This is a genomic window from Streptomyces sp. NBC_01171, from assembly GCF_045039805.1.
In the GTDB taxonomy this organism is placed as follows: Bacteria; Actinomycetota; Actinomycetes; order Streptomycetales; family Streptomycetaceae; genus Streptomyces.
In genome coordinates, this window is record NZ_CP108609.1 from 6,571,123 (window position 1) to 6,584,968 (window position 13,846).

At 69.6% G+C, this 13,846-nt stretch carries 11 protein-coding genes and 2 pseudogenes; 7 read left to right on the plus strand and 6 right to left on the minus strand.

The features are described 5' to 3' along the window. Positions 1-53 precede the first annotated feature (53 nt). Together OG448_RS30530 and OG448_RS30535 are read left to right on the plus strand one after the other, a co-directional pair. Positions 54-203 (plus strand): annotated as a pseudogene (locus OG448_RS30530) (transposase); the annotation flags it as partial. Between the two features lie 385 nt (positions 204-588). Next, the gene (locus OG448_RS30535; RefSeq protein ID WP_405550452.1) at positions 589-849 is read left to right on the plus strand and encodes a hypothetical protein; all 261 of its coding nucleotides are present in this window, start codon (positions 589-591) and stop codon (positions 847-849) included. An 81-nt stretch (positions 850-930) separates the two neighbouring features. On the opposite strand, the gene OG448_RS30540 is transcribed toward OG448_RS30535, so the two are convergent. Together OG448_RS30540 and OG448_RS30545 are read right to left on the minus strand one after the other, a co-directional pair. Further along, positions 931-1,881, minus strand: a complete 951-nt coding sequence (locus tag OG448_RS30540) for an NADP-dependent oxidoreductase (RefSeq protein WP_405550451.1) — start codon at positions 1,879-1,881, stop codon at positions 931-933. 572 nt (positions 1,882-2,453) lie between these two features. Next, positions 2,454-3,185 (minus strand): alpha/beta fold hydrolase, encoded by a 732-nt coding sequence (locus OG448_RS30545; protein WP_405550450.1) that lies wholly within the window; start codon positions 3,183-3,185, stop codon positions 2,454-2,456. Positions 3,186-3,927: 742 nt separating this feature from the next. Here OG448_RS30545 and OG448_RS30550 point away from each other — a divergent pair. Together OG448_RS30550 and OG448_RS30555 are read left to right on the plus strand one after the other, a co-directional pair. Further along, positions 3,928-4,530, plus strand: coding sequence for a hypothetical protein (locus OG448_RS30550; protein WP_405550448.1), 603 nt, complete (start codon positions 3,928-3,930; stop codon positions 4,528-4,530). Continuing rightward, the gene (locus tag OG448_RS30555) at positions 4,496-4,912 is read left to right on the plus strand and encodes an ATP-binding protein (protein WP_405550446.1); all 417 of its coding nucleotides are present in this window, start codon (positions 4,496-4,498) and stop codon (positions 4,910-4,912) included. Before OG448_RS30550 ends, OG448_RS30555 begins: the two co-directional genes overlap by 35 nt. A 1,503-nt stretch (positions 4,913-6,415) precedes the next feature. Here the strand turns inward: OG448_RS30555 and OG448_RS30560 are convergent. Further along, positions 6,416-6,622: a hypothetical protein gene (locus tag OG448_RS30560; RefSeq protein ID WP_405550445.1), complete on the minus strand. Its 207-nt coding sequence runs from the start codon at positions 6,620-6,622 to the stop codon at positions 6,416-6,418. Between the two features lie 264 nt (positions 6,623-6,886). Between OG448_RS30560 and OG448_RS30565 the strand changes: the two are divergent. Beyond that, positions 6,887-7,051: pseudogene (locus OG448_RS30565) on the plus strand (XRE family transcriptional regulator); the annotation flags it as partial. A gap of 40 nt (positions 7,052-7,091) precedes the next feature. On the opposite strand, the gene OG448_RS30570 reads toward OG448_RS30565, so the two are convergent. Beyond that, positions 7,092-7,499, minus strand: coding sequence for a hypothetical protein (locus OG448_RS30570; protein ID WP_405550444.1), 408 nt, complete (start codon positions 7,497-7,499; stop codon positions 7,092-7,094). A 1,228-nt stretch (positions 7,500-8,727) separates the two neighbouring features. On the opposite strand from OG448_RS30570, the gene OG448_RS30575 reads away from it, so the two are divergent. Further along, positions 8,728-9,267, plus strand: coding sequence for a SigE family RNA polymerase sigma factor (locus OG448_RS30575; protein ID WP_405550442.1), 540 nt, complete (start codon positions 8,728-8,730; stop codon positions 9,265-9,267). Continuing rightward, positions 9,264-10,085 (plus strand): hypothetical protein, encoded by an 822-nt coding sequence (locus OG448_RS30580; protein WP_405550441.1) that lies wholly within the window; start codon positions 9,264-9,266, stop codon positions 10,083-10,085. Before OG448_RS30575 ends, OG448_RS30580 begins: the two co-directional genes overlap by 4 nt. Here OG448_RS30580 and OG448_RS30585 read toward each other — a convergent pair. Beyond that, positions 10,065-10,625 carry a hypothetical protein gene (locus tag OG448_RS30585; protein WP_405550440.1) on the minus strand — a complete coding sequence of 187 codons (561 nt, stop codon included), beginning with the start codon at positions 10,623-10,625 and terminating at the stop codon, positions 10,065-10,067. The two genes, OG448_RS30580 and OG448_RS30585, sit on opposite strands and share 21 nt — an antisense overlap. Before the next feature lie 165 nt (positions 10,626-10,790). Beyond that, positions 10,791-13,307 (minus strand): Helicase associated domain protein, encoded by a 2,517-nt coding sequence (locus OG448_RS30590; protein WP_405550439.1) that lies wholly within the window; start codon positions 13,305-13,307, stop codon positions 10,791-10,793. Positions 13,308-13,846 lie beyond the last annotated feature (539 nt).

Consider the following 13,846-nt stretch of genomic DNA (forward strand, 5'->3'; position numbering starts at 1 on the left):
AGCAGGCGGGCAACCACGGCGGGACCGGCTGCCCGCAGATCCGCCTGCTCGCCCTGGTCGTCCGCGGCACTCGCACCCTCGTCGACGCCGTCTTCGGCCCCACCACCTCGGGCGAGACCACCTACGTCCCGCGCCTGCTGCCCAGCCTCCGGCGGGGGTTGATCCTGCTGGCAGACCGCAACTTCGCCGCCCAGAAACTGATAGCCGGCATCGCGGCCACCGGAAGCGAGGTCCTGGTCCGGCTCAAGAACGGCCGCCGGATGCCGGTCCTGGCCCGCTACCGGGACGGCTCCTACCTCTCCACGCTCGGCCCGGTACGGTTCGGGTCGTCGACTGCGAGATCACCATCACCACCACCGCCGGGAAGCACACCGGCCTCAACCGGCTGGCCACCACCCTGCTCGACCACCACCGCCACCCGGCAGCCGAACTCGCCGTCCTGTATCAGCAGCGCTGGGAGATCGAAACCGCCTACCTGGACTGAAGCCGACCATCCTCGGTGGCCGCGTCCTGCGGGCCCGCACCCCCGAAGGCGTCGGGCAGGAGATCTACGCGCTGCTCGTCATATACCAACTCCTGCGGACCGCCATGGCAGACGCCACCAGCACCCGGCCCGGCACCGATCCGGACCAGGCCGGCTTCACCATCGCCTGGCAGGCCGCCCGCGACCAGATCATCCTGGCTGCGGACGTCATCGCCGGCACCGTCATCGACCTGGCCGACACCATCGGCCGACACGTCCTCGCCGGCTTGCTGCCCGCACGGCGGCTGCGTGTCAGCCCCCGCATCGTCAAACGCGCCATCTCCAAGTACCAGGCCCGAGGCCTCCGCATCGACCAGACCAGCTAGAAGGCCACCACCGGCATCGAAATCCTCGCGCCCGCAGGTCCTTGACAACACGCCCCAGCCGCAAACTTCACGGCCTTGACACTAGTCCACCAGCAGCACCAGCTTCCCCGTCGTCCGGCCGGTTTCGCCCAGCTCGTGTGCCCTGGCGGCCTCGGCCAGCGGGAAGGTCCCTGCGATCGTCGCCTTCAGCTGCCCCGCCTCCGCCATGCGGGCGATCTCCTGCATCCCGGACCGGTCGGCGTCCACCAGCATCCGCACCGCCCGTACCCCCAGCCGCTCGGCCTCGTCGACGAAGTCCTGGCCGCCGATCGGCACGATCGACACCACGATCCCGCCGGGCCGCAGCACCTCCAACGAGCGCACGGACGTCTCGCCGCCCAGGGTGTCGAGGACGACGTCGACGTCCCGCACCGCCTGCGTGAAGTCCGTGGACCGGTAGTCGACGGGCTCGTCCACGCCGATCTCCCGCAGGAAGTCGTGCTTGCCCGCGCTCGCCGTGCCGATCACGTACGCGCCGAGCGCCTTGGCGATCTGCACCGCCACGTGCCCGACCCCGCCGGCCGCAGCGTGGATCAGGACCCGCTGCCCAGCCCGCAGGCCGGCGTGCTCGGTCAGCGCCTGCCACGCCGTCAGCGACACCAGCGGCAGCGCGCCCGCCTGGACATGGTCGATCGAGGCCGGCCTGTGCGTCAGGGCGCGGACCGGGGCGATGACGTACTCGGCGTGCGAGCCGTGGCCGAAGGGGTAGGGGAGCATGCCGAATACCTCGTCGCCGGGCCGGAACGCGGCCACGCCGATGCCGGTCGCGGCGACCTCGCCGGAGACGTCCCAGCCGAGCACGAACGGGGGTTCGCCGAGGAATCCGCCGGTCGCCCGGTGCTTCCAGTCGGTCGGGTTGACCCCGGCGGCCCGCACCCGGACCAGCACCTCATTCGGACGCGGCGTGGGCCGCTCCACCGTCACTTCCTTCAGGACCTCGGGTCCGCCGAGGACGTCCTGGCTGATGGCCCGCATCGTGTTCACATCGTTCATGGTCACCCAGCCTGCCGTGGTCCGCCCGTCCGGTAACGCTGGGAGGGGGGTTTGTTGGTGTGCCGTGTGTTTGTTGGCCTGTGATGTTGTGGGTTCGTTGGGAGAGGCCGGGTGCACGGTTGCAGTGGGTAGTTCGGGCTGTGAGCTGGGGTTGTGCCGTTGTGTGCTGAGTGAGGCCGGGCTCGTTGTGGGTTTCACCACCGCGTAACGGATCGGTCGGTGTTTGTGCTGGTCAGCGTTGTTTTACCTGTTCGGTGGGTGGGTGTTGGCTGACCTAGTGGCCCCTGGCCCCTGGCCCCCGGCCCCGGCTCGTGGATCTACCCATGGCCAACGGTCCCGGGATCCACCCTGCTCATCGCGCATGGTGCTAGAGCCGTGCTGACGTACCTCACCACGGCCTGCTGTACGCCTGGGAGATGACACATGCTGACCATCACCGGGAGCGCCGCAGACGGAAGGGCAACTTTAGTACTCCAGTGCGGTTTCGTGATCCCCGCAGCGTGCTGTGGTCAAGCACAGTAATTGGCCGGTGAGTGTCCAGGGGAGCCCGGCGGTCTCGGTGCCAGCGGCGATCAGCCGGCGGCAGCAAGCTGTCGGGCGAAGCGGCGGACGGCATCAGTGAAGGCCTCCGGGGCGTCGAAGTTCGCGAGATGTCTTGCTCTCGGGATCAGCTCGACCCGAGCGTGGGGATGTGCACGGGCGAAGACCGCCTCGCCGGCCCGGAAGACGGTGTCCCTTTCGCCGTTGAGGATCAGTACCGGAGCTTCCACAAAACGGATCGCGTCCGCGTCGAAGCGTCCCAGTACCTCGTCCCAGGCTGCGGGCAGAGTATGGAAGGCGTAGCCGGATTGGATGGTCGCCTCCACAACTTCCGGTGGATAGAGCCGCCGCAGCCGCCAGTCGTTCCACTGGGCTAGCCGATCCGCCGAAATGCGAGGGACCAGCCTGGCGACCCAACGGTATGGCGCTGCCCAGAGGCCGCGGGTAGATGCGCTGGCTCCCGCGAGGATCAGTCCGCGCAGTCTTTCTGGACGACGTCGCGCGAACTCCAGCGAGGTGTATCCGCCGAGCGAGTGCCCGACGACCAGCGCTGGCCCACGGTCGAGTGACTCCACTGCGGAAGCGATGATCTCGGTCGCGCTGCTCAGGCTCCAGGGTTGAGCCGAGCGCTCCCCATGGCCGGGCAGGTCGACGGCGGCTACAGGAAATTCGTCCCGGAGTGCAGCAAGCTGCACACTCCACTGTCCCACGCTGAAGCGCGTCCCGTGAACGAAGACGATGGGCACTGTGTCCGCTGCCGCCATCAGGTTCCCCCAGGTACTGCCGTCCAGCCGACTCTACCGGCGCGCTCTCACTCACGATCAAGGGAGATGTCGGAAGGTGCTCAAGCGGCCAACTGGGTCGCTCAGTCAGACGAGTTCATGGGTAGACCGTCGTCGGTAGTGGCTGCGCCGGGCCGGAAGCCGGGCGGCGTCGGCCCCGCGCCCGCGGGGATGCTCCTCCGGCGAGGGAGCCAAGGGGCCCGGCCGGGCAGTCGGCCCCGCGCCCGCGGGGATGCTCCGGGCGGCGTCGTTCCGGGCACCGGCAACACCGAGTCGGCCCCGCGCATGCGGGGATGCTCCGTCGTCCAGCCAGTGGAGGACGAACGCGCCGTCGTTGCCCCCGCGCTCGCGCGGATGCTCCGCTGATGGGCCCGGCCGCCGCCATCAAGGTCGAGTCGGCCCCGCGCCCGCGGGGATGCTCCGAAGGTGTGTCGATCACCGACGCCGTATCCAAGGCATCGCCCCCGCGCAGGCGGGGATGCTCCGCCGCCGTACGCTCCCACGTCTGCGATGTGTTGGTTTGGTGTCGGTGGGTGGGTGTCAGTGACGGCACGTCAGGCCAGGGTGTTTTCGCGTCACTGTCTTGGAACGGCACTTCTGATCTTTCCGAGGGCTGCGTGGCGGCACGGTGGTCGGTGTCGGTTTTGTGCGGGCGGAAGGGTGTGGGGTGGGGGACCTGGGCGCGTGGGGTGAGGTGACGGCGGGGTTGAGGGTGTCCAGGCCGGTGCTGGTTGTGCGGCTGCTGGAGCTGGATGCGGCCGGGGTGTTGACGGCGGCGCATGTGCGTGCGGGTGCTCAGGTCGGCGGGGTGAATGCGCGCACGGTGTGGCACTGGCTGGAGGCTGCGCGGACCGAGGGCCGCATGGAGGGCAGGCCGCGGGCCCGGCTGGAGTTGTCCGACCAGGCGTGGGAGGTGCTGGCGCAGGCGGGCGGGAATGTGGCGCCGCTGTACCGGCATTTGAAGGCGGCCGGTGGCGAGGTGCCCTCGCTGGCGTCGTTGCACCGGGTGTTGCGCCGGGACCTTCAGGCCGGCAGGGTCCTGCCGGACCGCGCGGTGGTGCGGCGGGAGCGGGATGAGCAGCAAACGCGGCAAGCGTTGGCTGACCTCGCCCTGGCCGGGCCGCAGGGGGGCGGCGCGGTGAAGACGTCTGCGCCACTGCGTCTCGTCCCAGAGACGACCAGCGGCTTGCCGGTGGGGGAGCACGGTGCGCTGGCGGGTGTGGCGTTGCCAGCGGGCGCGCAGCTGGTGCGGACGTCGTCGGTGCGGGCGGTGGAAGGCGGTGGGCCAGGCGATGGCTACCCAGGGCGCGGTGTGTGTGTTCGGTGACCCGGGCCAGGGCAAGACCGCGGTCGTGCGGATGGCGCTTGGCGAAGTGCCCCCGGGCTGGAAGGTGACGTGGGTGCCGGTACCGGTGCGCCCGTCGGTGGCCGGCATGAGGCGTGCGGTGTTCGACGCTCTGGGGCTGGCGGGCCGCTTCCCACACACGTCGGCGCTGGCCGACGCCGCGGTCACGGGGGCCTTGGGTGAGGCGCGGGTGCTGGTGGTCGATGAGGTGCAGCGCCTGCCCGTGCCGTGCCTGGAGTGCCTGCAGAGCCTGTGGGACCACCCCGGCACCCGGATCACGCTGGTGCTGTGCGGGGCGGGCAGTGAGCGGGCGCTGTCCCGGCTGCCGCGCCTGGCCTCGGAGCGGAAGTGGCGACTGTGGTGACCGGCTTCCACCCGCTGTGGCGGGCGACGATCGCCTGCACCGCATCGGTGGGGCCGGTTCGCCGCCGCGCCTTACGTCCCCTGCATCGTCGTGCCCGGCGCCCCGAGCACCGGGCGACCACAGCGCACGGATCGCGCCAACCGACCTGAATCGCGTCATCCGCCAGACCAATTTCGAGGGCTGGCCCATGCTCGGAATGCGCTCGTTTTTCGCATCCTGCTCCATCCCGGGCAACGGGGCGAAACCTCGTAGGCCTGCGCGACGACTACCAGCCTCCGCTCGCCGTGTCCGCGCCGGTCAGACGTCTGACCGGGGAAGCCCTGTGCTGACACGTCGGATTCCTACGTAAAAACGATGCCGGATCCTATGCGGAAACCCGGAGCGTCTCCACCCGAAAAGACCGCTCTGACCTGCGGTTATTTGCCGGAGGAAGCGGGTTGCGGCACGGCATGCGGGTGGCCAACCTGCCTCTTGCGGACAGCGCACCGCACCACAACACCCGAGGGGGAAACCGTGCAGACAATCATCCTTACCATCGTTCCGTCCTTCATCGCAGCCGCCGGAACCATCGGTGCCGCCTTGATCAGCCGCCGAGGGCAGTCATCGCGCCGCAATGATGGTCCAGGAGTTGACGGACCCGATGCTCCGGGCACCGGTCGGTCGTTGGTGGACCATGACCAGGACTCCTGACGTGGCGGTCGCCCGTGTGGTCGCCCTCGCCGAACAGGCCACCCTCCACACCACCCTTAAGCACGTCGACCAGGCGCTCGCTGCGAACCGGCGGGAGTCCGAGGCTCTCAACCGGATTGAGGCCGCAGCGCCGCGTCTAGGCGCTTTTGGGGGCGGCTGCGGGCCGGGCTGGCGGGCGCTACTCCCGGGATGGTTGGTAGTCCCGGTTCCCCGGCTGTGGCTGTACGGCATGCACGTGATGGGGTCGACGGTGCCGACGGCGTAGCCGGGGCAGCGGGGGGAGTCGCTGTCATTGGCGGCAACCAGGGCACCGACCGGGAGCAGCAGGGCGAACAGGACCAGGGCGAGCGCCAGGAGGCGGTCGGGCGGGAGAAGTAGGCGTCGGACTGGGGGCGGTGAGTGTTCACGGCGGTGCCTTCCAGGAGGGATGCCTACCGTCGAAGGCATGAGCACGATCCCGGACGCGCAGCCGGCCAGGCCGTGGCGCTCGGAGGACGGGCCACGGCCGGAGGTGTGGACCTGGCCCCGGACCGACCGCCCGGCGCTCCGGGTGATGTCGGGCGGGAAGTGGCGGCACGCGCCGGTTCTAGCACGGCAGAACTGGGCCGACGGCACGGTCCGCTATCAGGTCGAGGGGGACCTGCTCGGCGATAGGCGGGTCCGGATCCTCCCGTACCTGTGGCCACAGCCGGGGTTGCGGGTGGCCTGCGAAAGCGGCTCGGCGCCATCCGGGAGCGCCGCCGGGGGCTGAGCGTGGGTGATACCCCGGCGCGGCCCTGCCAAGGGCTGGCAGGGCCGGCGGGGGCGCTCCGGCTACAGGTAGGTGTCCAGGAACGCGGCGGCGTGCGCGGTGCCGTGCTCGTCGACGAGCGGGTAGCCGAGCAGCTCCACGCGCTCGTCGCGGCCGTTGACGCGGACGGTGACGACGGCACCGTCGGGCGCGGCCGCGCGGAAGCGGACGACGGTGTCCGTGAGCGCGCTGAAGTTGATCACCCTGAAGACGCGGACGGGGTGAGCCATGTGTGGCCCCTCTCGAGCGGGGGCGGCGTCCGTGTTGGCCGCCCTGTACCCCTTCCCGGTCCTCGGGCCTGGTTGGACAGCAACGGCCCTGTACCGGCCGGTCAGGCGGCCGTGCCGACATCCTGGCGCTCGAGGGTAGCCGGGTCTCCGGCGGGGGCGGGAACGTCCCAGTGCTGGTGTGCCTGGACGAATGCGGTCAGCCCCCGCAGCTTTCCCATGAGCCGGTCGAACTCGGTGGCATCGGCCGGGTCCCAGCCGGGCACGGCGCGCCTCTTCGAGGCCCAGCAGGCTGGCGCCACCGAGCAGCGCCTCCAGGAGATCGCCGCCGAAGGACTCAGAGAGGTGTACTTCCAGGACGGCGGCCGTCGCGCCGGCCAGCTGGAGGAAGTCCGGTTCACCGACATCGAGCACCTCGAGTTCGACCTGTAGATCCCGACCATCCGCGAGCCCCGTCGACAGCATCATGTGGTCAGAGCCGGCCGGCCCGCCCCGAGCTCGATGTCCACGACAGCAAAGGCGATTTCGTCCTTGCGCCACTTCTCAGGGGAGTCGTGGTCACCAGGCCGCCCGCGTAGGCCACGCCCGGCAGTTCTGCCTTGGCGTGGCCGCGCATCAGCCCGTTCATCCGCTGCGCCCCCACACGTCCTGGCCGACCAACGGTCTCAAGGGTGAGGCTGTACGGGTACTCCGCAGACTCGACGGGGCCAGTGTCCCGCGAGACTCGGCTCAGAATCCGGTCCCACGCGCTCCGTTGCGCCTGAGTAAGTCGGAGCGGCTGCAGGTCGGCATCGGGATCGAAGTTGGCGTTGAGGTGGTCAAGCGTTCCCTGAAGCGTCAGGCCCGGCTGCACCCGCACGAGCATGATGTCGTAGCTCACCGGGTGAATGTATGCGGCCTTCTGCTACTCGGCTACAGCATTGAACCTGCCCCTACGACTGACTCGCTCATGGTCTGGACGACAGGGCCGACATTGGCAGGTCAAGCAACGTTCCGGACAGACCATCGGTTCCGCAGAGGTCGGCGCTATAACCTCCGCGCACGCGGGGATGCTCGGGGGAACGACGGCCTCCCGGTCACGGCGAACAGGTTGGCCTCGCGCACGCGGGTATGGTCCGGACGGCGACCAGGTCCGGGTGACGTACGCATTGTCGCCCCCGCGCCCGTGGGGATGCTCCGGCCGTTGCGACGGAGCAGACCACGCTCGGCCGGTCGGCCCCGCGCACGCGGGGATGCTCCGCTGCCCACCGGTACGAAGATCCGTTCCGCCCGGTCGGCCCCGCGCAGGCGGGGATGCTCCCGTCTAGGTGCAGCAGTACTGCTGGGCCACCTCGTTGGCCCCGCGCCCGAGGGGATGCTCCGAGGTCGTGAGCTGCGGACACGAGACCCGATGCGTTGCCCCCGCGCCCTCGGCGATGCTCCCGTCGACCTCATCGGCACGAGCGACGACTGGGGGTCGCCCGCCCCCGCACTCGCGGGGATGGTCCGCTGCGGTACGCCGAGGGCGAGGCCGGCGGAGTGGCCCCCGCGCCCACGGTGTCGCCGCCCCGTTGCTTCGACAAGGTGGGGCTCTCGTCGCGAGCACCCTGCCGGACAGCCCCATTGTGATTGACCCCGATGACGGCCCCAGGGAACCACTGCCCGAGCTTCCGGCCGGGCGTTGCGCGTCGGCGGGACTCGCGTTGGACCGGGTTCTCCGGGGCGGATCAGAGATGGCAACCGGCTGGGTGGACAGCGCTGATGCCGCCCAGTGGCGCCAGGAAGTGCGACATATCCTCCAAGCACTCGAAACACCCACTAATCACTGATCGTGACCGCTTCACGGAAGTCGTGCCAGGACCTGAGAACGGATAGCTCTTCGACGGCGGTTCGGGAGGGGCTTGACCGTCGCGGCGTGGTCGAAATGTAGACCTGGGCACATGATGGCGTGACGTTCCGTCAGCACGACGGCCGCGTGCCGGGCTGCCGACGGCCAGCTGGTGTTCGCCGTCGTTGCCGTCCCCGGTCGCCGTGACTGTCCTCTGCTGCGGAGAACACTTCTGCGAAGTCCTGGAGCGAGGCAACGGTCGGGGCAGCTCATGGACTCTGTTTGATGTCAGGAGGTGCCCATGAGTGACGGTAAACGGGCTCGGGACGAGGAGTTCGGCAAGTTCATGGCCGGTCGTTGGCCAGTGTTGATGCGTACGGCCTTTCTTCTCACGGGGGAACGGCACGCGGCCGAGGACTTGGTTCAGTCGACGCTGGAGCGGGTCTACACGGCTTGGCGCAGCGTCGGCAAGGCGGATGACCCCGATGCCTATGTACGGCGCGTCATGATCAACCTGCATGCCCGCCGGCACAGAAGAAGGCTGAAGGAGTTCCTGGCACCGCGCGACGACTCAGGACTGGCGCGGGAGGAGGCTGACGTCGGCGACCGCATCGCCCAGGCCGACGACCGCGGCGTGCTGCTCCAGGCGCTCGCCCGACTGCCACCACGACAGCGGGAAGCGGTGGTTCTGCGCTACTGGGGGGACCTGACGGAGACACAGACCGCTCAGGCGATGGGGTGCTCGGTCGGCACGGTCAAGAGCAACGCCGCCAAGGGGATAGCGAAGCTGCGCGCCATACCGGCGCTGGCCGGAACGGTCCTGCAGGAGGGAAGGAAATGAAGAGCGCGGACGGAAGTGAGCACGACATGACGAAGGACGAGATCGCCCTCCTCCTCGCGGACGCGGCGCACGGGGTCGAGATCGGTGTGGCTCCGGTCGAGACGGTTGTGCGGGCAGGTCGCCGGCGCCGGGCGCGGCGGCGGGCGGTGACGGCGGTCACGGTAGTGGTGCTGGCGGGAGGGACGGGAGCGCTGGCGGTACCTGGCCTGCCGGGACCTGGCGACTCGGTCTCGCCCGCGAAGTCTGTCTCGGCCGATGGACGTCTCGTCTTTGAGCCGGAGATCACCGAGGTAGCCTTTGGCACCCACGGGAGGGTTGCGTGGGGCGTCACGGTACAGGTGTGGCCGGCACCCCGCGACAGGGCCGAGGCCGTCGTACAGACGAAGGCCATGAAGGACTGGGGACTCACACCGGTGACCTCGGGCAGCCCTTCCGACCTGGTCGGGAAGACGAGCTACTTCGTCACACGCCTCAGCAGTAGCTCCGGCGACGTCACCAGCCGTCGGCTGGTGACGTTCGACTCGACCAGTGAGCTGCCCCGGCCGAAAGGAACCGACATCAGGGTCCTTCCCCAGCCCCTCACCAAGGATGACGGGCCACTCCGCCTGGTCATAGGCACGGTCGCCACGACGGCGAAGCAGGTCGCTTGCCACTGGAAGGACGGCAGCACGACGCTGGCCGACCTCGTTCCCCACAACTCCGCGCTTCACAGCACTGATGCCGTGATCAGACCAGTCCGCAGCTACCCCACCGCGAACTGGTTCGCCTGCCTGGCGCCGGGATCCACCACGTACAAGTCAGCGCAGGTGACGAAGTAGCAGGCTGTCGAGCTGCGGCTGACCGCGGTGTCCCGGGCGACGGTCGTGGCCACTGCGACCGCGCGGCGTACGCCGGCGTCGCCGAGCGCCAGGAAGTTCGGTCCAGGCGCCTCGGACGAGGCCGCTGTCGGTTTCCTCCTGGCCGACCGCACCGCTCCGGACGCGTCCTCCTCGGACGCGAGCGGCAGGAGCGCGGGCCCCGCGCCGGACCATGCCGCACTCCTGATGTCGTGCACTACATGGGTGGCCGTGCTCCCGCTCAGGGCCGGCGCCCTCCCGGCGTGCCCGCCGCTCAGCCTCGAAGACCTCGCCGATCCGTTCGTTCAGCCCGGCGTCCTGCACAGCCCTGGCCAACGGTGCGGCCCGGCGCTCGTGGTGGGCGTCGTAGGTACAAGGGGTGATCTTGCCGGCGTGCTCGGTCAGACCACGGCAGATCGGCTCGACTCCGCCGAAGCGGTTCCGCTGCTCGTCGAGGAAGCTCACGAGCGTGTGTGCGGCCTTGTTCACGTCAACAGCTTTGCAGGGAGGGGCGTTGGTCATGGCCGGAAGGTGCCGACGGTTGGCCGGGTGATGCGCGGTCGTTCCGGCGGACCCGGCCACGCGCCGTGAACCTACCTATGGCCAGAGCCCACGGTTCAAGCGACCGTCCGAAGCGGCTGCCGAAGGCCCGCCGTCTGGCCGGGCCCTCACCATCCTCCGGTGCGGCTACGCCGCACCCTCCTGTGCCTGGATGCGTGCCCATTCGAGTCCGAGGCCGGCCAGCCGCTCCACCTGCTCCCGACTCAGCGTCGCGCGCCGGGTCTTGGTGTTCGACAGCCATACCCCGAGCCGCACCTCCGTCCCGTCCTCCAGGGTCTCGGTGTGGGCCCGGCTGACGGCTTCCACGGTGCCTGTGCGTGCCCGGTACTGCTCCAGCGCCTTACATCCCCGCAGGAACGCGGCAGACATGCCCTTGGGCCCCTTCCCGCCCGTCTTCGACCCCACGATGGGGGCCGTCCCGGCTTCTACGATCACCGGGAGCGGGGGAGTAACCCCGAGGCCGGTCAGCCGCTCACGCTGCCCTGCGGCCAGCCCTACCCACACCACATGCTGCCGCTGCCGCTGAAGCCACCGCCCCACATCCGTCCCGGAAGCGGTCACACCCGGCACGATGTCCTCCAGCACCGTCCCCATCGCGATCATCTGCCCCACGGCCGCGTAGGTGCGCTGCCAGTCCACCGGCCACGCCGGGCGCCAGTCCGGGTCGATCTCCGCGAGCTGCGCCGCCCGCCGCTCCGCGCGCTGGGGGTCCTTGCCCAGGGCGATGCCCTTGCGGCAGTTGGCCAGCCACTGCCCCACCGGCTTGTCCAGCGCGGTTGCGGTGACGGGGGCGGCCAGGGTGCCGGCGGTGGCGTAGTAGGCCCGTGCGGCGGCCAGGTTCTCCTCCCACCCCGTGTCGGCCGGGGTCCAGTCGATCCCCAGCTCCTCCAGGTCCGCCGCCCGCTGCGCCGCCAGCGTCCCCGCCTGAAGCGCCCGCCGCTGATCCGCCAGCCACCGACCCAACGGGAACGAATGCTGGTTCGGGGTCAACTCCCGGTGCTCATACGGCACGTTCAGATGCCCCGTCCGCTTCCGGAACGCCACCGCAGCGCGGTGGCCGGCCTTCCAGTTCGCATGCTCCGGCTCCAGCAGGTTGTACCGCACAAACCTGGCGACCAGCGCCGGGTCACGATGGCTGCCGAACCGCAGCAGCGCCCGCTGCTCCACCTCACCTTCTACCGGCTCTGCGCCCAGGTACGACGAACCCGCCTTCGTCCGCGCCGTTGATTCCTGGGGAATGGCGAGCATTTCCACGGCCCGCTCATCATGCGCCCGCAACCCATTAAGGACCTTCACCAGCGGCCGATAAGCAAGCGAATACGGCATATCCTCGGGGCCCTCATCCCGCCCGAGAATGACCGGCACAACAAGCGTCGCCAATTTCCCCTGCCCAGGCTTCTGCCGCAACGCCCGACCGATCGCCTGCACGATGTCCACGGCAGAGCCCTTCGGGTCGATCAGCGCCACAGAATCCACGGACGGCACGTCCACACCCTCACTCAGCACACGGCAGTTCGACATCACCGCCCGCCCCACCCGGCTCCCGAACCGGGTCAGCCGCTCCGCCCGTAGGTCCGGGTCGTGTTCACCCGACAGCCACGACGTCCATACCTCGGCCGGATACCTCTCGGGATCCTCGGCGTGCAGCCGCTTCACCACCCGCCCCAGCCCCTCGGAGAACGCGCGGGCCTCCATGGTGCGGTGATGGAACGTGATGCACCGCGTCAGATCATGCGAAGCCATGGTCTCCAGCAGCGCCGCCTGGAGCACCGCCAGCCGCTCACCGCGCACGCTCTCCTCATGCCGGGACTCCCCGTACAGCCGCTCCGGGGTGAGGCTGTCGTCCCGGACCTCCGCGACGACGATCTGGTACCGCGCCAGCAGGCCCCGTGCGATGGCCTCGGACAGGTCCAGCTCGTACAGCACCGGCCCGTAGATGGCCTCATCGTCCATCGAGCAGGCCATCTCCTCCGGAAGCGGGTCCAGCGCGGCCGGCACCCCCTCCCCGCCGCTCTCCCGCAGCGACCGCAGCAACCGCGGCGCCGGCCGCTCCTCCCAGACCCGCGGCGTCGCCGTCATGTACAGCCGCCGCATCGCCGGCAGCAGCTCCTGCTCGTGCACCGCCGCCCATGCCTTCCCCAGCGAACCACTGGTCCGGTGCGCCTCATCCACCAGCACCAGGTCCCACAGGTCCATGGGCAGGCCGTACTCGCCCGTGTGCGCCTCGGTCACCACCCCCAGCGACGCGTACGTCGCAAACACCGTCACCGGCCCGGAGCCGTGCCACAACGAGAGCTGCGGAGCACTCGTGGTGCACCGCACCCCCATCGCATGCAGACGCGGATCATCATTCAGAGAGCACACCGCCACCATCGGCCCCGCATGCCCGAACCCACGCCACTCCACAACCGTCTGCGCGAGCAACTCCAGCGTCGGCACCAAAACCAGCACACGCCCATGCGGAACCAGCCGCTTCGCCGCCGCAGCACCGATAAACGTCTTCCCCGTGCCACACGCACTGACCACGGTCCCGCGCAGCCCCTCGGCCGGAATCCGCTTACCGGGCGGGATATCCAAACCCGCCACGACAGCCTCCAGCGCCTCGATCTGATGAGGCCGGAGAGAAATAGCTTCGTGGGCCATGGGGTGCGTTTCCGTTCCGGGAGGGGGGGTAGTGGTCTGTTCGTGATTCTACCTGGTGCATCACTCTGGCGGATAGCTTTGATGCACCAGCATGCCGGTTCGGCAGATACTCTCCCCTTGCGTCTTGGCACATGCTGGGCTCCTGACCAGTCGAGCACTTTCGACCGACAGTCAGAAGCGGTCCCTGGATGTATACCTGGCGGTCAGTCAGAGTGAGGCCAGGTCAGTCCGATGTCGCGGTCCTAGAGCTGCTCCCTGCCGGGCCGGCCTCAGGGGGGTGGTGGGCATCGGTTCGTGATCCTACCCGTGGGGGGAGTTGATGCACCGGCCGTCGCTCCTCCTGCCGCCCGGCGTAAGCCGGTTCGGGGTGGGAGCGAAGCGGACACCCCCAGCGGGCCGCGCGCGGCCCGCCGCATTGGAGCGCAGCGGAAATGCAAATTCCCGCCGTGCGGGAATTCCATAAAACGCGTCAGCGTTTTATGACTGCTTTTGAATTCCGCTTGCGGAATTCCTGCCTTTCCAGGCGCTCGCGCCTGGTT

Bases quoted from the DNA above. Each gene is read 5' to 3' on its own strand.
- OG448_RS30590 (WP_405550439.1), bottom strand. From the start codon at position 13,307: ATGGCCCACGAAGCTATTTCTCTCCGGCCTCATCAGATCGAGGCGCTG.
- OG448_RS30555 (WP_405550446.1), top strand. From the start codon at position 4,496: ATGGCTACCCAGGGCGCGGTGTGTGTGTTCGGTGACCCGGGCCAGGGC.
- OG448_RS30545 (WP_405550450.1), bottom strand. From the start codon at position 3,185: ATGGCGGCAGCGGACACAGTGCCCATCGTCTTCGTTCACGGGACGCGC.
- OG448_RS30540 (WP_405550451.1), bottom strand. From the start codon at position 1,881: ATGAACGATGTGAACACGATGCGGGCCATCAGCCAGGACGTCCTCGGC.
- OG448_RS30575 (WP_405550442.1), top strand. From the start codon at position 8,728: ATGAGTGACGGTAAACGGGCTCGGGACGAGGAGTTCGGCAAGTTCATG.
- OG448_RS30585 (WP_405550440.1), bottom strand. From the start codon at position 10,625: ATGACCAACGCCCCTCCCTGCAAAGCTGTTGACGTGAACAAGGCCGCA.
- OG448_RS30560 (WP_405550445.1), bottom strand. From the start codon at position 6,622: ATGGCTCACCCCGTCCGCGTCTTCAGGGTGATCAACTTCAGCGCGCTC.
- OG448_RS30535 (WP_405550452.1), top strand. From the start codon at position 589: ATGGCAGACGCCACCAGCACCCGGCCCGGCACCGATCCGGACCAGGCC.
- OG448_RS30580 (WP_405550441.1), top strand. From the start codon at position 9,264: ATGAAGAGCGCGGACGGAAGTGAGCACGACATGACGAAGGACGAGATC.